Source organism: Pseudomonas sp. GW822-FHT04C11 (genome assembly GCF_058800905.1).
This window is the reverse complement of record NZ_JBXAMS010000026.1, coordinates 13,267-33,215: the sequence shown is the minus strand read 5'-3', so window position 1 is coordinate 33,215 and position 19,949 is coordinate 13,267. Positions and strand designations below refer to the sequence as shown.

The window sequence follows — 19,949 nt, the reverse complement described above, 5'->3', positions numbered from 1 at the left end:
GGCTCAGGGCTGCTGTTTACGCCCCGCCATATGCTTCAAATACCCCACCAGCAACGTCAGTTCCTCATCCGATAATACCTGTGTCGAGAACCCCGGCATTTTTGCCTGTGGCCATTGGCGCAAGCTTTGCGGGTCGCGGATATAGCGCTTGAGGAATTCAGCGCCAAAGTACTCGGTAGGGCTGAAGGGAATGTTCAGGTCCGGACCAAACTGCGCATCGCCCGCGCCGTTCAGGCGGTGGCACGCCAGGCAGTTTTTCTGGAACAACGCATAGCCCAGATTCACCGGGTCTTTGGCGGCGAGCGCCGGGTCTGGAAGCAGGGCAGGGAAGCGTACGCCGACCGCCGCCAGGCGTTTGATACTGGCGACCTGGAATGGCCATTGCTCAGGGCTGATATGGCCAGCCTGAGGGTTGGTCCACACCAGATAAAACGGTCCGGCACTGGGTTTGCCTTCCGCCAGCGCTGGCCAAGGGTTGGCCGGGTCTTCAATGGCCAGCCACGCCTGCGCACCCACCGTGTTGAGCAACGGTGCGGCAGCCAGTTCGGCAGCAAAACCGTCCAGGGCCACGGCTTGCAAGTGGTCGTCAGCCTTGATGCCAGTCAACAATACCGCCAGCGGCACCGCGCGATAACTCATGTTCCTTTTGTAGGAAACATCGTCGGTGATTTGAATCGTCTGGACCTGAGGATGCTTGAGCAGCTCCTCGGTTTTCCAGGTTCGGCTGCCGGTACCCAGGTCGAGCACCAGCTGTGCGGCATACGAGGGCGTGCTGAGCAGCAAGGCCCCAAGCAAAAGTAGAGCTTTCAAGTGATCGCCATCCTGTCGAAGGTATGCCGTAAAGGTTGGCACACACATGCAGGCCCGGAAAGCGAGCGAGTCAGTTTTTTAGTGAGGCGTCGTCAACAACCACGCTTGATTATCCGATCACCTTGGTAAGGTTCGGCAAAATCAGTAGCAGCGTAGTGGCGAACAAAATGAGCCCGGCTTGACGCACTTTCGAATGTTTGAACATGGCTGTTTGCCTTTTTTTGTTATTTCCTGAGCGTCGAATGCTTGCCTGCATTTCTCCATGACGGCAAAGCGCTGTAATTCCTTTCTCACGAGCGCCTCGGCAAAACCCGACGACAACTTCGTAAGGTTTACCTTAGGGGCCCCGCAGGCTGTGCTTTAGATCCATTTAGTATCAACTAAGAGCAAGCTGCTTCTAAAAAGCTATGAGGCATACTGCCAGCTGCTTTACCGGCCTTTTGCTAGACCGTTCCGTGACCTGCATCGATTAATCCGATAGCTGACTACCGTTCGTCTGAGCGTGACCGTCAAGGCCGTTGAGCGCTTCGGTCATTGAATCCGCCGCTGCTGAGCCTAAGGTGAGAACTCGCTAATTATTCACCTGCCCAGCGGTACGAGGACGTCATGACCCAAGCTTTGATTTTCGACGCGTTACGTACGCCCCGTGGCCGTGGCAAGGCTGACGGCGCCTTGCACAGCGTCAAACCGGTGAACCTGCTGGCAGGCTTGCTCGGTGCGCTGCAACAGCGGACGCAACTCGACACCCGCGAGGTTGATGACATCGTGATTGGCTGTGTCACGCCGATTGGCGATCAGGGCGCCGATATCGCCAAAACCGCGGCGCTGGTGGCCGACTGGGACGTTAGCGTCGCGGGTGTGCAAATCAACCGCTTCTGCGCATCCGGGCTGGAAGCGGTGAATCTTGGGGCGATGAAAGTCCGCTCCGGCTTTGAGGACCTGGTGGTGGTCGGCGGCGTCGAGTCCATGTCGCGGGTGCCGATGGGCAGCGACGGTGGTGCCTGGGCGCTGGATCCGCAGACCAACCTGCACAGCCATTTCACCCCGCAAGGCGTGGGCGCCGACCTGATCGCCACGATTGAGGGCTTCAGCCGTCAAGACGTCGATACTTACGCGCTGCACTCTCAACAGAAGGCTGCGCGGGCGCGGGCGGACGGCTCGTTCAAAAAATCCCTGGTGCCGGTGCAGGATCAGAACGGCATCGTCCTGCTGGATCATGATGAGTTCATTCGCGCCGAGTCGACGCTGGAAGGTTTGGGCAAGCTCAAGCCGAGCTTCGAGATGCTCGGGCAAATGGGCTTCGACGCTACCGCGTTGCGGGTCTACAGCCATGTGGAGCGAATCAATCACGTTCACACGCCCGGCAACAGCTCGGGGATTGTCGACGGCGCGGCGCTGATGTTGATCGGCTCTGAGGCCAAAGGTCGGGCACTGGGCTTGCAGCCACGGGCGCGAATCGTCGCCACGGCGGTCACCAGCACCGATCCGACCATCATGCTCACCGGTCCGGCGCCGGCCACTCGCAAGGCCTTGGCCAAGGCCGGGCTGCGGGTCGAAGACATCGATCTGTTCGAGGTCAACGAAGCGTTCGCCTCGGTGGTGCTCAAGTTCATCAAGGACATGGCCATCGATCCGGTCAAGGTCAACGTCAACGGCGGCTCTATCGCCATGGGCCACCCGCTGGGCGCCACCGGTTGCGCGATCCTCGGCACCTTGCTCGATGAACTGGAAGTGCGGCAGTTGCGCTACGGCCTGGCGACCCTCTGTGTCGGTGGCGGCATGGGTATTGCCACCATCATCGAACGCCTCTGAGCCCCGACTTCAAGGAAGCACCTTTATGACTGATGCCATTCGTTACGAAAAAGGTCAGGACCAGATTGTCGTCCTGACCATCGACATGCCGGGCCAGAGCGCCAATACCATGAACGCGGTGTACCGCGAGGCCATGGCTGATTGCGTTGCGCGGCTGGTGGCCGACAAGGACTCGATTGCCGGAGTGATCATCACCTCCGCGAAAAAAACTTTCTTTGCCGGTGGCGATCTCAACGAGCTGATCAAGGTCGGCAAGTCTCAAGCCAAAGCCTTCTACGACATGGTGCTGCTGCTCAAGGCTCAGCTGCGGACACTGGAAACGCTCGGCAAACCGGTGGTCGCGGCAATCAATGGCGCGGCGCTGGGTGGCGGTTGGGAAATCTGTCTGGCCTGCCATCACCGCGTTGCGCTGGACAATTCGTCGGTGCAGATCGGTTTGCCAGAAGTCACGTTGGGGCTGTTGCCGGGCGGCGGTGGGGTGGTGCGCATGGTGCGCCTGCTGGGGCTGGAGAAGGCGCTGCCGTATCTGCTCGAAGGCAAGAAAGTCCGGTCGCAACAAGCCCTGCAAGCGGGTTTGGTTGATGAGCTGGCGGCGGATCGAGATGAACTGCTGGCCAAGGCACGCGCCTGGATTTCTACCAACCCGACGGTCAAGCAGCCTTGGGATATGAGCGGTTACCAGATTCCCGGCGGAACACCGTCGAGCCCGAAAGTCGCGCAGATGCTGGCCATCGCGCCGTCGATTTTGCGCAGCAAAACCCAGGGTTGCCTGCCGGCGCCGGAGAAGATCCTCTGCGCCGCGGTTGAGGGCGCTCAGGTCGATTTCGACACGGCGCAGTTGATCGAAACCCGCTACTTCACCGAGCTGGCTACCGGCCAGGTAGCGAAGAACATGATCGGCACCTTCTGGTTCCAGCTCAACGAGATCAACGCTGGCGGCTCGCGTCCTGCGGGTTTTGCGCCGCACGTGACGAAAAAACTTGGAGTGCTCGGCGCGGGCATGATGGGCGCCGGGATTGCCTACGTCAGTGCCGTGGCCGGTATCGACGTGGTGCTCAAGGACATCAATCTGGCGGCAGCCGAGAAGGGCAAGGCTCATTCGGCGGCACTGCTGGACAAAAAAGTCGCCCGTGGCCAGCTAAGCGCAGCGCAGCGTGACGCCACCCTGGCGCGGATCAAGACCAGCGAGCAGGACGCCGATCTGGCGGGCTGTGACCTGATCATCGAAGCGGTGTTCGAAGACCGCGAGCTGAAAGCCAGGGTCTCGTCGGCCGCACAAAAAGTCGTCGGGGCAGACGCGGTCATTGCTTCCAACACCTCGACCTTGCCAATCAGTGGTCTGGCGACCGCCGTGCCGGATCAGTCAAAATTCATCGGCCTGCACTTCTTCAGCCCGGTCGACAAAATGCCGCTGGTGGAAATCATCAAAGGTGTCAATACCAGCGATGAAACCCTGGCCCGTGGTTTCGATTTCGTCCTGCAAATCAAGAAAACCCCAATCGTGGTCAACGACAGCCGTGGCTTCTTCACCTCGCGAGTCTTCGGCACGTTTACCAATGAAGGTATCGCCATGCTCGGCGAAGGCATCTCGGCGCCGATGATCGAAACCGAGGCGCGCAAGGCTGGAATGCCGATAGGTCCGCTGGCGATCTCCGACGAAGTTTCCCTGAGCCTGATGAGCCATATCCGTCAGCAAGCCGCCAAGGACCTGCAAGCCGAAGGCAAACCGCTGCCCGCGCACCCGGCGTTTGCGGTGATCGACCTGCTGCTCAACGAATGCCAGCGTCCTGGCAAGGCCGCAGGTGGTGGTTTCTACGAATACCCGGCCGGTGGACAGAAACATTTGTGGCCAGAGCTGAAAACGCGTTTCGAGAAAGCTGACGGGCAGATATCACCACAGGATGTACGCGATCGCTTGCTGTTTGTGCAAGCCATCGAAACCGTGCGCTGTGTGGAGGAGGGCGTGCTGCTGTCGACGGCCGATGCCAACATCGGTTCGATTTTCGGCATTGGTTTCGCCGTCTGGACGGGCGGGGCGTTACAGTTCATCAACCAATACGGCGTGAAGGATTTTGTCGCCCGTGCCCAATACCTGGCCGAGCAGTACGGCGAACGGTTCACACCGCCGGCTTTGTTGCTGGAAAAAGCCGCGAAGGGCGCGTTGTTCTGAGGGAGTCGCTCTGACGGATTGGCGGTGCGCACCGGACTTGCCTGACCCCGCGTTTCAAGGCAGGCTCTGGGTGTGCACTATCGCCTCTATCGTGTCAGGTATTTTTTATGTCGTTACGCATCTGCATTCTGGAAACCGACATCCTGCGTCCAGAGTTGGTCGATCAATATCAGGGTTACGGGCAGATGTTCCAGCGTCTGTTTTCGCAGCAACCCATCGCTGCCGAATTCACTGTCTACAACGTCATGCAAGGCGAATACCCAAGCGATGAGCTGAGTTTCGATGCCTATCTGGTGACCGGCAGCAAGGCTGATTCGTTCGGCACCGACCCATGGATTCAAACCCTCAAGACTTACCTGTTGTCGCGCTATGAGCGCGGCGACAAGCTGCTGGGCGTGTGCTTCGGCCATCAATTGCTGGCGCTGCTGCTGGGTGGCAAAAGCGAGCGCGCGACCCAGGGTTGGGGGGTCGGCATCCACAAGTACAAACTGGCCGCCAAAGCGCCGTGGATGAGCCCGGTGAAGGAAGAACTGACACTGCTGATCAGTCACCAGGATCAGGTCACCGCGCTACCGGAAAACGCTACGGTGATCGCGTCCAGCGACTTTTGCCCGTACGCCGCGTATCACATCAATGACCAGGTGCTGTGCTTCCAGGGCCACCCGGAGTTCATTCACGATTACTCGCGGGCGTTGCTGGAAATTCGCCAGCAACACCTTGGCGAACAGGTCTATCAAAAAGGCATTGAAAGCCTGGCAAATGAGCACCACGGCACCACCGTTGCCGAATGGATGATGCGGTTTGTGGCCCACAAACCCGAAACCAAATCGGTTTAAATCCTGAAAGCATCGCGGGCAAGCCACACTCCCACAGGATTTAGGTGTACCTGTGGGAGCGTGGCTTGCCCGCGATCGAGCGCGAAGCGCTCGCCATGCATCCTGCCGTTATAACCACCCCGACCGCTTGAAGCTCGCCCACAACGCGAAACATCCCACGGTCATAAACCCCATCACCACAAAATAGCCGTAGTGCCAGCTCAGCTCCGGCATGTTCTGAAAGTTCATCCCGTAGATCCCGGCCACCGCCGTCGGGAACGCCAGAATCGCCGCCCAGGCCGCAAACTTGCGCTGCACCACGCTTTGACGGGCCGCTTCCAGCAATACGCCAATCTCGATGGTCTGGCTGGCAATATCACGTAACGTCGTCAGGTCTTCCATCTGTCGCGTGACGTGGATCTGCACATCACGAAAGTACGGGCGCATGTTCTTGTCGATAAACGGGAAGTTCAGCTTCTGCAGCTCTTCGCTGATCTCCACCATCGGCGCCGCATAACGGCGCAGGCGCAATACGTCGCGCCGCAAACCATGAAGGTTCTGAATGTCCTTTTCGTTGAGCGTGCTGCACAGCACGTTGCGCTCCAGCTCATCGATCTCGCTATGGATCGCTTCGCCCACTGGCTGATAGTTTGCGATGACGAAATCGAGCAGGGCGTAGAGCACGAAATCTTCGCCGTGCTCAAGCAACAGCGGACGCGCCTCACAGCGTTGGCGCACATGCGCGTAGGACGCCGAGTGACCGTTACGGCAGGTGATGATGTAACCCTTGCCGGCAAAGATGTGGGTTTCGATGAACTCCAGTTTGCCCTCATGGCGCACCGGCGAGTACGTGACGATAAACAGCGCATCGCCAAAGGTTTCCAGCTTCGATCGGCTGTGTTTATCCAGGGCGTCTTCAATCGCCAGTTCGTGCAGGCCGAACTGGCGTTGCAGGTTGGCCAGCTCCTGGGCGTTCGGCTCTTCGAGGCCGATCCATACAAAGTGGCCTGGTTTTGCAGCCCAGGCGGCGCCCTCATCAAGGGTGATATCGGTGACTCTCTTACCGGCACTGTAGACCGCAGCCGCAACGACTCTACCCATAATTCTTATTCACTTCTTCTTGGCAAATGGCAATGACAGGCAATGACAGGCAATGACCAGATTATCCTGCTCTTAAGCTTGAGAGTCAGCAAAATCAGCGAAGTTCGCCGGCAAAAAGAAGCCCGCACGAGGCGGGCTTCATTCAGGCTGCTTGCAGCTGTCGATCCATCGATTCAATGCACTCGCGCATCTGTTCACGGCACTGGGCGATCAGCATCGGCATGTCGTCCATGCTCAAGCCGGCAGTAGGAATCGCCGGCAACGAGCGGATCAGGATCTTGCCACTGCGCCAGCGGTTCAGGCGCATATGATTGATGTAGCTGCTGACGCACACCGGCACGATTGGCACCCCGGCAGCGATGGCCATCTGGAACGCGCCTTTCTTGAATGGCAGCAATTCTTCACCCAGGTTGCGCGTGCCTTCCGGGAACACCCAGATCGAGGTGTCCTTGTGCTGCAAGGTGTTGGTGGTCGTGAGCATCGACTGCCGAGCCTTGTGCGCATTGCCACGGTCGATCAGCACATTACCGGCCAACCAGAACAACTGCCCGAACAACGGCACCCACTTCAGGCTTTTTTTGCCGATGCACACGGTGCGGTGCGGCACCACATTACCCAGCACAAACAGATCGTAGTTGGACTGATGGTTGGCGATTACCACGCAGCTTTGCGTCTTGTTCTTCAGCCCATCGACGTCGGCCTTTACCCGCAAACGCAAAATACACATCGCTGGCCAGGCATAAAGACGCGCGCACAAACGGCTGTTATCCGGATTGAACGGTCGGCACAGGCCAAGCACCACACCGAGCACACCCGCTACAGCAAAATGCAGACCCATCAATAACATGCGAAACAGATACAGCATCTACAGGCCCGCCGGGACAAAAGGTGGCGCAGTGTACGGATGTGCACTGTTTTCGGCAATTGCTGCTATAGAGGTAGGAGATAGGCGATGTTTAAGCGCATGTTTCAGACTGATAGCGTCAGATGCGGAGTAGAGCGGCTGAAGGACTGTAAACAGATCAGCCAAGAAAAAGCCCGACTCGGCGGTCGGGCTTTTCGTTGTAGCGCTTTCGGGATTAAACCAAGTGTTCCTGATCCTGGATGATCGCGTTGTCCAGGGTCTCCAGCAGGGCCTTGCGTACTTTGAGCTTGGTGTTCTTGTGCGCGGTCATGTTGATCTTTTTCAACTGACGCGCCATGGCCAGTGCTGCACCTTGCAGTTCTTCGGCAGAAACGACCTTGTCGAGGAAGCCAGCATCCACAGCGCCCTGCGGATCGAACATCTCGGCGTTGATCACCGAGCGGTGGAACGCCGACTTGCGCAGACGATCACGAGCCAGCTCGATGCCGGCGTGGTGCATGGTCATGCCAATCTGCACTTCGTTCAGGCCAATGCTGAACGGACCGTCGACACCAATCCGGTAATCGGCCGACAACAGAATGAATGCGCCCTTGGCTACCGCATGCCCTGGGCACGCGACGATCACCGGGAAGGGGTGCGACAACAGACGACGGGCGAGGGTCGAACCGGCAGTCACCAGGCTCACGGCTTCTTTAGGGTCGGCCGTCATCACCTTCAAGTCATAACCGCCCGACAGAATGCCTGGCTGACCGGTGATGATCACCACCGCGCGATCCGTCACCGCCTGATCCAGCGCAGCATTAAACGCGGCAATCACGTCCGGCGAGATGGCATTGACCTTGCCATTGCTCAAGGTCAGGGTCGCGATACCGTCTTCGAGGTGGTAGGAAATCAACTCACTCATGACGCTATTCCTTGTATTGAAGTGGGGCAGACGTTACCCACCGTCGTAGGCCAGGTAAAGCGCCATGACTGACCGGCCAGTCAGCCAATTCACGCCCGCCCAGCGTAGCCGGCCATACGTACCGCGCATTGCCCTCTATATAGAAACATTCACCCGGCCGAAGATTGGCAGGTTTGCCATGCCTCCAAACCCGCCCGAACTCGTAAATCGCTTAACCGCATGAAAATTCTGAAAAAAATATTTGCCATCGGAAAAGCTTTCGACTACATTAGCGCGCCTCGACAGACAGAACATGTTTGAAGAGATACGGTGAAGTGTCCGAGTGGCTTAAGGAGCACGCCTGGAAAGTGTGTATACAAGAAATTGTATCGAGAGTTCGAATCTCTCCTTCACCGCCAAATTCTGAAAACGCAAACCCCTGATTTTCCTAGAGAAAGTCGGGGGTTTGTGGTTTTTGGCGTCTGAAAAAAGGCGATATGGGACCGCTATGGGACTGGCGCTCTATTTCGGTGCGTAAAAAGCAGGCTCTGACGAGAAGGCTTTGGAGTTTCCAATAAACGAGGGTGAAATTCCCGTGCTTCAGCGGTTCCCTTTGGTTATGGTTCTGCGCAATAGTGGCGTTTTGTTATTGCTTTCAGGAAGAGCTACTTACCTGGAAGCTCATCGGCAGTTCAACGCAGGGAAGCGCAGTGAAGACAGTTGTCACGACGGTTCTATTTTTGGGGTTGTGCGGCTGCGGTTCCGACTTTCGTAGCTCTGCGCCGACACTCTGGACAGATGGCATCATGCTGGAGCAGAAGAAGGTCACCGTAGATGATCAACATGCCAAAGTGATCATGCAGGCATCAGGCGATACGGCCAACCCAGTAGATTTTGAAGTGGTCCGAGGTAACGACCCGGATACACGTCCCGATCATCTGGGGACAGTAGTCAAACCGTTTCGCAATAAAGTCGGCGGCTGGTTCAGTCGTCTCAGCAGCGCGGTCTCCAAGCATTTCCCCCAGCTGGAAATACAGGCCGATCCCGGCCAGATTTTGCAGGTGGGCGGGTCATCGACGATTAGTAGTCAAATTCCGGCACCGGGTTATCGGACGCTTTACAACGAAGACTATGTATTCAACTCGTCGAAGAACAAGTTTGAGAAAAAGGTAACCGCCAATCCGACCGTCTCGTCGTATTACGCCTGTGGGCCGATCACAAGTACCTTTATTCCCGAGAAGCAAAAGGTCTATCTGGCGGAGTTTGTCTTCGTAGATCGGGGGGAAGGGTGTGAACTGCAGGTCTATGACATCACACAACCCGAACTACGTGTCCCGGTCGTTGCCATCAAGGGCGCGCAGCCCTCGTCCCGCAGGTCGTACCACTCCCCATAGGCTCTGTAGGAAACTTGCTTGATCGCCGCTCGGCAAGTTTTCGTAACGACCCTAATGAGCTTGAGAGGCACCTTGGTAAAAGGTGTGTTTCTGTTCCCCCACCCTCTCGCTCAGTCTATTGAGCGTACTGACAAGCCAGCGCTCGAGATCATCCAAACCCGATCAGGATACCAGCGGGCACAAAGGACCAGACTCTCCAAAAACGTCGACCCCATGCCGCAGATGTTCGATCTCTTCGATGATCGTCACCCCTGCATTACCGCCAAAAAAACTCGCTGCCCAACGACCCGTGCTCTCCGCTGCGAAAGCCGTTCTGTCGGAGATTCCGCCCCGTCTTCGATGCTATGCGGTCTGTTTAACGCTAAGCGTTGGGTGCCGGAGGCCCGAAACCTGAATCCAGGTGTATCAGTTGGCTGATGGTCTGGCCGACCTTGCTCACGGCCATTTCGATTTTTCGATTAGGTGCGTTGGCGAAGTTGAGCCGAATGCAGTTGCGGTATTTGCCGGCCGCCGAAAAGATGTTGCCGTTGGCGACTTGTACGTCTTGGGCTTCGAGCAGGCGGTTGAGGGAATAGGTGTCGAAATCTTCCGGCAGTTCGACCCACAAGGTAAAGCCGCCCTGCGGTTGGCTGACGCGGGTGCCTGCCGGGAAGTAACGACTGACCCATTCGGTCATCAGGTCGCCGTTGCGTTTGTATTGCTTGCGCATGCGTCGTAGATGCAGCAGGTAGTTACCCTTGGCGATGAATTCGGCGACGGCTAGTTGTGGCTGGGTCGCGGTGGTGCCGGAGCCGATGTATTTCATGTACAGCGCTTGTTGCAGGTAGCGCCCCGGTGCAATCCAGCCGACGCGCAGGCCAGGCGCCAGGGTCTTGGAAAATGAACTGCAGAGCAGCACGCGGTTGTCTTCATCAAAGGACTTCAGCGTGCGCGGCCGTGGATAACGATGGGACAGGTCGCCATAGATGTCGTCTTCAATGATCGGCACATCGAAGCGTTGGGCCAGGCGGATCAGAGTGCGCTTGCGGTCGTCGGGCATGATGTAGCCCAGCGGATTGTTGCAGTTGGCGGTCACCTGGATGGCTTTGATCGGCCACTGTTCGAGGGCCATTTCCAGGGCTTCCAGATTGATGCCGGTCACTGGATCGGTGGGAATCTCCAAGGCCTTCAAACCGGTGGCATTGAGGATTTGCATCATCCCGTGGTAGCTCGGCGAGGCGATGGCAACGATGTCGCCCGGCACGCAAATCGCCCGGATGGCGGTTGACAGGGCTTCCTGGCAACCGCTGGTGACGATGATCTCGGCCGGGATCAGGCGGCAGCCGGAGTCGATGGCCAGCCGGGCGATTTGTTCGCGCAGGACCGGCACCCCTTGGAGGTGGTTGTATTGCAGGCTTTGGCTGTCGCTGCGCCGGTTGATGCGTGCCATGGCGGTGAGCAGCGGCTTGAGGGTAGGGGCGGTGACATCCGGCATGCCGCAACCCAGCTGCACGACGCTGGCGCTTTGTTCGAAACGCATCAGCTCCTGCACCATGTCCCACTGGGAAATGTCCACCGGCCGCAAGGTCGGGCGGCCCATCTGCGGCAGTTCCGGCATGCGTCGGTCAGTCGGCACGAAGTAACCGGACTTGGGGCGCGGTATCGCCAGCCCCGAAGATTCAAGTACGCGATAGGCCTGTTGCACGGTGGTCAGGCTGACGCCGTGTTCCTGGCTTAGCGTACGCACAGAGGGCAGGCGCTCGCCTGGCCCATAAAGGCCCTGCTCGATGCGGCTGCTGATGAATTCGGCGAGGTTCAGATAGAGAGTCATGGATTTGACTGTAGCGTGTCATCTGTAGCTTAAGAAGCTACAGATTGGACTTATTTTGAAATATTTTTCGCCAAAAAAAGCCAACTGTATTAAAAAAAATAGCCGGAGCTGTATCTGCAATACACACAGGCACCTTGGGATGATGATTCTTCTGGGGTGCAGGAATGTTCAGTAGAGACGCTAGTCGCAACATTCCAGGGCGGCACCCCGTGTTTTGGGAAAAATCCTACAAATTCAGACGTCTGGCAGCGGCTTAGAACGCTTCCGGCACATGATCAGCGATTACTGATGAGGATGAAGGCGGTATGACGGCAAGGATGACACTCACTCCGCAGATGGCTGAATACGAGCAAAAGTTTACTGACGGCGGCGAAGTCCGCTGGTTACCGTATTTGATGTATTTCCATCCGGCCAACCACCGCTCGCCGGTGGTCAACACTGACAGTGTGGGCTTTCGCTACTCTGAATCTCTGGGTGTCGAGTATTCGGCGGCTGATTGCGACAAAAGCGGCAGTGTTCGCTTGTTGGCTGGCAGTTCTACGGTATTCGGTATTGGTGCCAGTTCCGACAGCTGCACCTTGTCTTCGCGCCTGTCGGCGAACGATCCGCGCGGTCAACGCTGGCTGAACTTCGGCGGTCGCAGTTTCAACTCAACCCAAGAACTGATGCTCTTCACGCTTAACCGCCACCTGCTGCCAAAGGTGGATGAGATCGTGCTGTTTTCCGGGTTCAACAACCTCGGCTTGGCACGCCAGCCAAAGGAGTACCGCGGCGAGCACGGGGCCTTTTTCAACTGCCATCAGTTCTTCAGTGCATTCGCGCCCGAGCAGCCAACGCACAGCTCGTGGAGCCTGACCAACCTGTTCGGCAAGACCCAGGAGCCAGAGCCACCGGCTCCGCCGTCGATGGGAGAGCAGATCGACTACGCGGCCAACCTGACGCTGCAACAATTGGATATCTGGCGCGCCCTGGCCAAGGATATGGGCGCGAAGCTGACCTTCATTTTGCAACCGCTGGCCGGCTGGATTCGGGCAAAAGGTTGCAGTGAAGAGGAGCAACTGTTTGCCGAACTGGACCAGGCCGGAAATTTCACTGAGATGTATGGCGATATTTTGCAGACCCGTGTGCGTGAAGCCTATGCCGCACAGTTGCGCGAAGGGGCGCACAAAATGGGTGTGGGCTTTGTCGATATCACGCCGTTGCTGGCCGAAGCGCTAGGCCCGGATGACTGGCAGTTCGTCGACCGGATTCACTTCACCGACAAAGGCAATGACCTCGTTTCAAAGCTCATTCTTGATGCCACTCACTAAAAGGAAACTGTGATGAAATCGATCAAAAAATTTATCCAACGCCTCTTCGGTAAAAAGAAGAAAAAGCCCGATTCCTCCATTTATCCGATGTTCTGACGTTCGCTTGATAACGTCACTTGCACTGAACAGGATGTTGGCAATGGATGGCTCGGTTTCAATTCACGCAAGGGCAGGGGATGTGTGGCGCCAGCTGTATCGCTCGGCGATCAGTCCCGAAAGCTTCCTGGATGACGTGTATCTCAAAAGCCTGATGCAGGCGTGCGCGTCGGCTACCGGTGAAGCCAGTCCTGGCTTGTCGGAGCTGGCGCAACAGATCGACCGCTGGCGGGTCGAACAGGGCGCGGCCTATAGCGCCGTGGCCGCTGCCGCTGCGCAACACGGAAATGCCAAGGAATTTGCCCAAGCGCTGGCTATTTACTCGGCGCCGATGGCGTCGATTCTGGGTTGCTGGCTGCAAGGCATGAGTGCGCCCGGGGTCTTCGAAGACAATGCACAGCTGAAAATCATGCAGCTGTTTGCTCATGACGTCGGCGTGGGCCGCCCCCGGGCCTCACGCGCCGATCACTTCAAGGCGCTGCTTGGTCAGCTGGAGCTGAAGTCCTATGCGGTAGCGCCTTTCGAACTTTCGATGTTACCCGACTTAAGCGATGAGGCCTTTGAGTTGCCGGCGCTGTTGCTGGCCCTCAGCCGTCGCAGCGATGAGTTTGGCGATGTGCTTTGCGGCATTGATTGGGCGCTGCGTACGGTTGGCCTTTGCCCTGGCTGGGCCGTCTTGGGGCAGATTGAAAGCCTGCCGTTGGACATCCGGCGGCTGGATTTGAACGAGCCGTTCGGGGGGCTGGACGAGACCTCGCCGCTGGCGACCGCGCAGTGGATCAGCAATCAAGTCGCCGCTCAAGGCGAAGCCCGGCACACCGAGCTGATCCGGGGTGCCACCTGGTTGTTCTCGGCGCTGCGGCGCTGGAATGCCCAGCTCTACAACGCGGTACTGGTAGCCTCGTCACCGCAGCATGCGATGGCGCAACTGATCCAGCGGCTGGCTCGGGTTGGTGCGGTTTATCACCAGAATTACCTGGTGGAAGGACGTAGCCTTTCCGAGTGGCTCAAGGATGCGCAAACCGATCCGCTGCCGCTGTTGGACGTCCTGTCACGCAGCCGTTTGATCGTGCCCGGCAATGCGCAAAAAAGTATTTTGGTCACCAGCCTGGTTGCGCCGACCGGGCGTATGTTCCGAATCTTCAGCGACGCCGACCTGAGTGTGATTCGTAAATGGATCGACTGGCTGCCCCAAGCAGCACATAGCGAACCCTTACCTCGACAGTCGATCATCAACCCTACCGATGCAAGCGTTATCCGCTCCCTGGCCGAGACCCGCCATACGTCTCTCGGTCACTGGCCGAAAAGCCTGCGCGAGGCCTACTTTGTCTTGCAGGGGCGCGCGCTCGGGCCAACCACCCAAGCCTTTGCCCACGCCTACGTGACGCGTTGGCTGGAGCGCTCAAGCCGTTCGCTGGAGACTTCCGGGCGTCCGCTACCTGAGTACTGGGGCGTGAACGTGTTGCGCTCTTGGTTGCTGGACAAACATGACCAGAACGGCGAGCAGTTCGATGAAAGCGATCCAGAACAACTGCCGACCCGTGAAGAAATTGTCGAGTCGACCCTACAGTTGGCGCCCCTGACGTTAATCGACGGCGCTTGGTTGCAGGGTTTCACCGACCTTGACCTGGCGTCCTCGCCTATTGGCTATGCGCTGTTTCAAACCTATTGGGATGAACTGGGCAACGGCGTTTACGCGTTGAATCATCCAAAGATTTATCGCGACGGTTTACGTCAGATGGGGCACGAGTTGGCGCCGACCGGCAGTCGTGAGTTTGCCCAGGACCCGCGTCTGGACGAGGACTCGTTCCGCTTGCCGGTGTATTGGCTGTGCCTGGGCAAATTGCCGGTGACGTTTATGCCGGAGACGCTCGGCATGAACCTGGCGATGGAGTTATCTGGCGTGGGTGGCAGTTACCGTTTGGCGCGGCGTTTCCTGCGCCATTACGGTTTCAGCACGGCCTTTGTGGACTTGCACAACACCATCGACAACGTCTCCACCGGGCACTCGGCCTGGGCCGCCGATGCGATTGACGCCTACATGCGCAAGATTGCCGCAGGCGGTGCGCAGTCGTTGGCCGAGCATTGGCAGCGGGTGCGGGTGGGCTATGAATCCCTGGCACCGATGCCGGGCAAGTGGACTTCGGTGTTGCGCCGGTTGGGGGTCGGGTCCGCCGGGAGGGTGTTGCCGCGTGCCGGACGCCAGGCCTCTTCGCAACAGCTCTTCCACCATTTGCCAATCACCCGCAAGACATTGGTGGAAGTGGCCGGCTAATAACCGGCTAATAAAAACAACAAGGAGCTACACATGTCTCTGGTCAATGTGCACAACGAGTGGGATCCCCTCGAAGAGATGGTTGTTGGCATCGCCACTGGCGCGCGGGTGCCACTGCCTGATAAGGGCTTATTCGCCCTCGACTATAGCGAGCACCACACCGATCAAGAGGGCATTCTGCCGATCGGCCAGACCCTCATCGAAGCACCGATGGCCTTGCGTAGCCGGTATTTCGAACCCTTCGCCTATCGCAAGCATGTGCAGGACTATTTCGCCAGCGGCGCCAACTGGATCTCGGCACCCAAGCCGCAATTGGCCGATTCCACTTATCGAGTCAACCCGTCACTGGCGGTGATCAATGATCAGCAGGTTCCGTTTATCCGCGCGTTGGAAAACAGGGTGTCGACGTGGCGCCATTGAAGATGCGCCATGCTCGTAGTTTGAGTGGTGGTTTCCATTGTGTGTCGCTCGACATCCGTCGGCGCGGGACGCTGGAAGATTACCGTTGATAAGGGTGTGACGATGCAAACCCTGGATTACTACTCGATCATTTTGTTTGTCATCGCCACCTGCGTCACGCCGGGGCCTAACAACGTCATGTTGATGTCGTCGGGAGCGAACTTTGGCATCGGGCGCACGATGCGCCACGTGGCGGGGATCAACATCGGTTTTCCACTGATGCTGATTGCCGTCGGGGTGGGGGCCGGGGCGATTTTTCAACAGTACCCCAGGCTTCACGATGTATTGCAGGTGGTGGGTGCGCTGTACCTGTTGTACCTGGCCTACCAGATCGCCAGCGCGCCGACCGTGGACCTTGACGACAAGTCTGGAAAGCCCTTGGGCTTCACCCATGCGGCATTGTTTCAGTGGATCAACCCCAAGGCCTGGGTGATGGCGGTGGGTGCGGTGCTGACGTATACCTCGCCGGTCGATGCCTACGGTTTTCAGATTTTGCTGATCGCGCTGCTGTTCTTTTTGTTCGGCTCGCCGTGTTCGATGGTTTGGGTGTTTTTTGGGCAATACCTGCGGCGCTTCTTGACTCACCCGCAGCGTTTGAAGGTGTTCAATATCACCATGAGCCTGGTGCTGGTGGCGTCATTGATACCGGTATTGAAAAGCTTGCCGTTCGGCGAGTGGTGGTCTTGAAGGTATTTATAAAAGCAAGAGTTACCGAGAAGCCAGTAGATGCGTCTGGCGAAAGGGATTCCATGTATTGGCATGATGCTAAGAGGATGCACGTTTAAATGGCTATTTATGTATTAGGGATCTCTGCCTTCTATCACGACAGTGCTGCCGCCTTGGTGAAAGATGGCGTCCCGGTTGCAGCTGCCCAGGAAGAGCGTTTCACCCGCGTGCGACACGACGCGGCATTTCCGGCCCAGGCGATTCAGTATTGCCTGGATGCCGAGGGTATTACCCTGGATGACCTGGAGGCCGTGGTCTATTACGAAGACCCCCAGGAGAAGTTCTCACGGGTCATTTCCTCCTTTGCCAGTGGCGGCATCGGTGGCGCGCGAACGTTCATCAACGCGATGCCGGAATGGATTCGTTGGAAGTGGAACGTACTCAAGTTCGTCGATGAAAAACTCGAAGAGCTGGAGCGAGGCAAAGCCCCGCGCACCCAGGCGTCCCAGCACCATCGCTCCCACGCCGCTGCGGCGTTCTACCCGTCGCCGTTCGAGAACGCCGCGGTACTGTGCATTGACGGAATCGGCGAATGGCACTCGACCACTATCTGGCAGGGCGAGGGCTCCAGGCTTGAGCTGAAGAACTCGATTTCGTACCCGCATTCGGTGGGTCTGTTCTATTCGGCGATGACCTATTACTGCGGCTTCAAGGTCGATTCCGGCGAATACAAACTGATGGGCCTGGCGCCTTACGGTCAGCCGATCTACGCCGACAAGATTCGCGATGAGCTGATTAATATCCGTCCTGACGGCTCCTTCACCCTGAACATGAAGTACTTCGAATACCTGCGCGGCGAGCGCATGGTGGGCGAGGCCTTTGAAGAGCTGTTCGGTGGGCCGATCCGTAAACCGGAAAGCCCGATTTCCCAGCGTGAGTGCGACCTCGCGGCTTCGGTCCAAAAAGTCACGGAAGAGGTGGTGCTGGGGTTGGCGACCGCTGCGGTCAAGCAGACCGGTAAACGTAATCTGTGCCTGGCCGGAGGCGTGGCGTTAAATTGCGTGGCCAACGGCGTGCTCAGCCGTTCCGGGCGTTTCGACTCGATCTGGATCCAGCCGGCGGCCGGCGATGCCGGTTGCGCGCTGGGTGCGGCGATGGACTATTCGGTCAAGCATACCGGGCGCCCACACCTGACCGGGAGCAAGACTGACGCCATGAGCGGTAGCCTGCTGGGGCCAGGATTTGGCGACGAAGAGATCGAAGCGTTCCTGCGCGAAAACAACTACCCCTACACTCGCTACGACGATGCCCAGCTGTATGACCAGGTCGCCAGCCGTCTGGCTGACGGTGCGGTAGTCGGCTGGTTCCAGGGGCGTATGGAATTTGGTCCGCGGGCCCTGGGCGCACGTTCGATTCTCGGCGATGCACGCAACCCCGAGATGCAGCGCACCATGAACCTGAAGATCAAGTACCGCGAATCGTTCCGGCCATTTGCGCCAGCGGTCCTGGCTGAAGACGCCAAGACCTATTTCGATATCTGTGAAAGTAGCCCGTACATGTTGATGGTCGCGCCGGTGACCGACTCGATCAAATCCGAGACTTCGCTCAAAGAGGGCGGTCCCGCGCGTGGGTTGGGCAGCATCAACAATATTCGCTCGCAGTTGCCGGCGGTGACTCACGTCGACTTATCGGCTCGGGTGCAAACCGTGACCGAAGAAAATAACGCACCGTTCACTTATCTGCTGCGTAGTTTCAAAGCGCGTACCGGTTGTTCAGTGTTGGTTAACACTTCGTTCAACGTGCGTGGCGAACCCATCGTGTGCAAGCCGCAAGAAGCTTATGCCTGCTTCATGCGTACGGAAATGGACGTGCTGGTGCTCGGCCGTTTCGTGCTTGAGCGTCCTGGTCAGCCAGCGTTCGTTGAAGAAGTCGACTGGCGCAGCGAAATCCCGCTGGATTGATGTTCACCTTTAACAATAAGGAGATTTTTTTGTGCTCAGGTTCCTCGCGTTTCTTATGTTCATCGTTGTACTGCTGCCCATTGGACTGACCCGCTCGGTCTTTCATTCATCGCGTTTTGGCCGGAATTTTCACCAGGCCCCGACGGCATGGGATCATCCGGCAAAGGGAAAATAGCCCCAACAGCCCAAGGACTCACGCCCATGTCAAAGGTCATTTACAAAAACCTGAATATCTCACCGATCCTCGCCGTCAAGGGGACCGGTGTCTGGCTCGAAGATGTTTCAGGCAAGCGTTACCTTGATACCTGTGGTGGTGTAGCGGTGTCGAGCCTTGGGCATGCGCATCCGCGTATCGTGGCGGCTTTCGAGCGAGAAGCGAAAAAGCTCGCTTGGGCCCATGCCGGCAGTTTCACCACGGCAGCCGCCGAAGAGCTGGCTGAACAGTTGGTGGACGCTTCCGGTGGCTTGGCGCGGGCGCAGTTTCTGTCAGGCGGTTCGGAGGTCATGGAGTTGGCGATGAAAATCGCCTACCAATATCAATGTGAGCGTGGCTTGCCCTCCAAGTCGACGTTCATTTCGCGGCGCCAGAGCTATCACGGCAGCACCTTGGGCACCCTGAGTATTTCCGGGAATGCCCAACGCCAGTCGGTGTTCGGGCCACTGTTGCCGCCCGCTGAATTTGTTTCGCCGTGTTATGCCTATCGCGAACTGCGTGTAGGCGAGAGCGAAGAGCAGTACGCCACGCGTCTGGCCCAGGAGCTGGACGACAAAATCAACGCGCTGGGCAGCGAAAATGTCGCCGCGTTCTTCGCTGAAACCGTTGTTGGCTCGACCAACGGGGCGGTTCCTCCCGTCCCCGGCTACTTTCGCAAAATCAAGGAGGTCTGCGAGCGTCACGACGTTCTGCTGATCCTCGATGAAGTGATGGCGGGCATGGGCCGCACCGGCCAGATGTACGCCTATGCCGATGACGGGATCGTGCCGGACATGGTGGCCGTGGGCAAAGGGCTTGCGGCCGGTTACATACCCATTTCAGCGTTGCTGGTTAGCGACCGGGTGCATTCGGTCATGGCCCAGGGGTCCGGGGTGCTGGGCAACGGCCAAACCCATGTCAACCATCCACTGGCGTGCGCGATTGCTTTGGAAGTACAGAAGGTCATCGCTGAAGAAAACCTGTTGGCAACGGTTCGCACCCGTGGCGAACAATTGCGCAGTTGGCTCAGAGAAAGCCTGGCTGACGTTGATACCGTTGGCGATGTGCGGGGCCGTGGTTTGTTTGTCGGCCTCGAATTCGTCGAAACCCGCACGGGTAAAGAGCCGTTTCGTGGTGGCGGGGCGTATGCAGCCGCCCTCAAGCAGGAAGCCTTGAAGCGCGGTCTGCTGATCTATCCCGGCAGTGGAACCGTCGATGGCACTCACGGCAATCATGTGCTGTTTGCGCCGCCCTTTATTTCCAGCGAGGCCGAAGTCGCCGAGATGGTCGAACGTTTCAGTGCAGTTGTAAGGGCCGTCGGTCAATGAC

General features: G+C 57.9%; 15 protein-coding genes and 1 tRNA gene. 11 read left to right on the top strand and 5 right to left on the bottom strand.

Features of this window, described 5'->3' with window-relative positions; genetic code table 11:
- Positions 1–3 precede the first annotated feature (3 nt).
- On the bottom strand, positions 4–858 hold the full coding sequence (locus AC1RJ3_RS28595) for a c-type cytochrome (RefSeq protein ID WP_493081801.1): 855 nt from the start codon (positions 856–858) through the stop codon (positions 4–6).
- A 558-nt stretch (positions 859–1,416) separates the two neighbouring features.
- On the opposite strand from AC1RJ3_RS28595, the gene AC1RJ3_RS28590 reads away from it, so the two are divergent.
- From AC1RJ3_RS28590 to AC1RJ3_RS28580, 3 genes are all read left to right on the top strand, one after another.
- Positions 1,417–2,622 (top strand): acetyl-CoA C-acetyltransferase, encoded by a 1,206-nt coding sequence (locus AC1RJ3_RS28590; RefSeq protein WP_489112308.1) that lies wholly within the window; start codon positions 1,417–1,419, stop codon positions 2,620–2,622.
- A 25-nt stretch (positions 2,623–2,647) separates the two neighbouring features.
- Complete coding sequence (locus tag AC1RJ3_RS28585; RefSeq protein WP_493081799.1) at positions 2,648–4,792, top strand: 3-hydroxyacyl-CoA dehydrogenase NAD-binding domain-containing protein; 2,145 nt, start codon at positions 2,648–2,650, stop codon at positions 4,790–4,792.
- Between the two features lie 107 nt (positions 4,793–4,899).
- Positions 4,900–5,628, top strand: a complete 729-nt coding sequence (locus AC1RJ3_RS28580; protein ID WP_493081797.1) for an amidotransferase — start codon at positions 4,900–4,902, stop codon at positions 5,626–5,628.
- Positions 5,629–5,736: 108 nt separating this feature from the next.
- On the opposite strand, the gene AC1RJ3_RS28575 is transcribed toward AC1RJ3_RS28580, so the two are convergent.
- The 3 genes from AC1RJ3_RS28575 to AC1RJ3_RS28565 form a co-directional block, all read right to left on the bottom strand.
- Positions 5,737–6,708, bottom strand: a complete 972-nt coding sequence (locus AC1RJ3_RS28575) for a magnesium and cobalt transport protein CorA (RefSeq protein ID WP_054593308.1) — start codon at positions 6,706–6,708, stop codon at positions 5,737–5,739.
- A gap of 142 nt (positions 6,709–6,850) precedes the next feature.
- Entirely contained in the window at positions 6,851–7,573 is a 723-nt protein-coding gene (locus AC1RJ3_RS28570; RefSeq protein ID WP_054593307.1) for a 1-acylglycerol-3-phosphate O-acyltransferase, read from the bottom strand.
- 214 nt (positions 7,574–7,787) lie between these two features.
- The gene (locus AC1RJ3_RS28565) at positions 7,788–8,477 is read right to left on the bottom strand and encodes a crotonase/enoyl-CoA hydratase family protein (RefSeq protein WP_493081795.1); all 690 of its coding nucleotides are present in this window, start codon (positions 8,475–8,477) and stop codon (positions 7,788–7,790) included.
- A 308-nt stretch (positions 8,478–8,785) separates the two neighbouring features.
- Between AC1RJ3_RS28565 and AC1RJ3_RS28560 the strand changes: the two genes are divergently transcribed.
- Together AC1RJ3_RS28560 and AC1RJ3_RS28555 are read left to right on the top strand one after the other, a co-directional pair.
- Positions 8,786–8,875: transfer RNA gene (locus tag AC1RJ3_RS28560), tRNA-Ser, on the top strand.
- 291 nt (positions 8,876–9,166) lie between these two features.
- Complete coding sequence (locus AC1RJ3_RS28555) at positions 9,167–9,850, top strand: hypothetical protein (protein ID WP_103315409.1); 684 nt, start codon at positions 9,167–9,169, stop codon at positions 9,848–9,850.
- A 361-nt stretch (positions 9,851–10,211) separates the two neighbouring features.
- On the opposite strand, the gene AC1RJ3_RS28550 is transcribed toward AC1RJ3_RS28555, so the two are convergent.
- Complete coding sequence (locus AC1RJ3_RS28550; RefSeq protein WP_493081792.1) at positions 10,212–11,660, bottom strand: aminotransferase-like domain-containing protein; 1,449 nt, start codon at positions 11,658–11,660, stop codon at positions 10,212–10,214.
- 305 nt (positions 11,661–11,965) lie between these two features.
- Between AC1RJ3_RS28550 and AC1RJ3_RS28545 the strand changes: the two genes are divergently transcribed.
- The 6 genes from AC1RJ3_RS28545 (at position 11,966) to AC1RJ3_RS28520 (ending at position 19,948) form a co-directional block, all read left to right on the top strand.
- Positions 11,966–12,970, top strand: coding sequence for an SGNH/GDSL hydrolase family protein (locus AC1RJ3_RS28545; protein ID WP_103315406.1), 1,005 nt, complete (start codon positions 11,966–11,968; stop codon positions 12,968–12,970).
- A 139-nt stretch (positions 12,971–13,109) separates the two neighbouring features.
- A complete protein-coding gene (locus tag AC1RJ3_RS28540; protein ID WP_493081790.1) occupies positions 13,110–15,341 on the top strand; it encodes an iron-containing redox enzyme family protein in 2,232 nt (743 codons plus the stop codon).
- A 33-nt stretch (positions 15,342–15,374) separates the two neighbouring features.
- Positions 15,375–15,761, top strand: coding sequence for a hypothetical protein (locus AC1RJ3_RS28535; RefSeq protein ID WP_493081788.1), 387 nt, complete (start codon positions 15,375–15,377; stop codon positions 15,759–15,761).
- A gap of 102 nt (positions 15,762–15,863) precedes the next feature.
- Entirely contained in the window at positions 15,864–16,487 is a 624-nt protein-coding gene (locus AC1RJ3_RS28530) for a LysE family translocator (protein ID WP_054593300.1), read from the top strand.
- A gap of 98 nt (positions 16,488–16,585) precedes the next feature.
- Entirely contained in the window at positions 16,586–18,427 is a 1,842-nt protein-coding gene (locus tag AC1RJ3_RS28525) for a carbamoyltransferase family protein (RefSeq protein WP_493081786.1), read from the top strand.
- Between the two features lie 201 nt (positions 18,428–18,628).
- Positions 18,629–19,948, top strand: coding sequence for an aspartate aminotransferase family protein (locus tag AC1RJ3_RS28520; RefSeq protein WP_493081784.1), 1,320 nt, complete (start codon positions 18,629–18,631; stop codon positions 19,946–19,948).
- Position 19,949 lies beyond the last annotated feature (1 nt).

What these genes read in the sequence shown, in the direction of transcription:
- AC1RJ3_RS28565 (WP_493081795.1), bottom strand. Translation starts at nt 8,477, where the DNA reads ATGAGTGAGTTGATTTCCTACCACCTCGAAGACGGTATCGCGACCCTG.
- AC1RJ3_RS28525 (WP_493081786.1), top strand. Translation starts at nt 16,586, where the DNA reads ATGGCTATTTATGTATTAGGGATCTCTGCCTTCTATCACGACAGTGCT.
- AC1RJ3_RS28550 (WP_493081792.1), bottom strand. Translation starts at nt 11,660, where the DNA reads ATGACTCTCTATCTGAACCTCGCCGAATTCATCAGCAGCCGCATCGAG.
- AC1RJ3_RS28585 (WP_493081799.1), top strand. Translation starts at nt 2,648, where the DNA reads ATGACTGATGCCATTCGTTACGAAAAAGGTCAGGACCAGATTGTCGTC.
- AC1RJ3_RS28590 (WP_489112308.1), top strand. Translation starts at nt 1,417, where the DNA reads ATGACCCAAGCTTTGATTTTCGACGCGTTACGTACGCCCCGTGGCCGT.
- AC1RJ3_RS28580 (WP_493081797.1), top strand. Translation starts at nt 4,900, where the DNA reads ATGTCGTTACGCATCTGCATTCTGGAAACCGACATCCTGCGTCCAGAG.
- AC1RJ3_RS28570 (WP_054593307.1), bottom strand. Translation starts at nt 7,573, where the DNA reads ATGCTGTATCTGTTTCGCATGTTATTGATGGGTCTGCATTTTGCTGTA.
- AC1RJ3_RS28575 (WP_054593308.1), bottom strand. Translation starts at nt 6,708, where the DNA reads ATGGGTAGAGTCGTTGCGGCTGCGGTCTACAGTGCCGGTAAGAGAGTC.
- AC1RJ3_RS28595 (WP_493081801.1), bottom strand. Translation starts at nt 858, where the DNA reads ATGTGTGTGCCAACCTTTACGGCATACCTTCGACAGGATGGCGATCAC.
- AC1RJ3_RS28545 (WP_103315406.1), top strand. Translation starts at nt 11,966, where the DNA reads ATGACGGCAAGGATGACACTCACTCCGCAGATGGCTGAATACGAGCAA.
- AC1RJ3_RS28530 (WP_054593300.1), top strand. Translation starts at nt 15,864, where the DNA reads ATGCAAACCCTGGATTACTACTCGATCATTTTGTTTGTCATCGCCACC.
- AC1RJ3_RS28540 (WP_493081790.1), top strand. Translation starts at nt 13,110, where the DNA reads ATGGATGGCTCGGTTTCAATTCACGCAAGGGCAGGGGATGTGTGGCGC.
- AC1RJ3_RS28520 (WP_493081784.1), top strand. Translation starts at nt 18,629, where the DNA reads ATGTCAAAGGTCATTTACAAAAACCTGAATATCTCACCGATCCTCGCC.
- AC1RJ3_RS28535 (WP_493081788.1), top strand. Translation starts at nt 15,375, where the DNA reads ATGTCTCTGGTCAATGTGCACAACGAGTGGGATCCCCTCGAAGAGATG.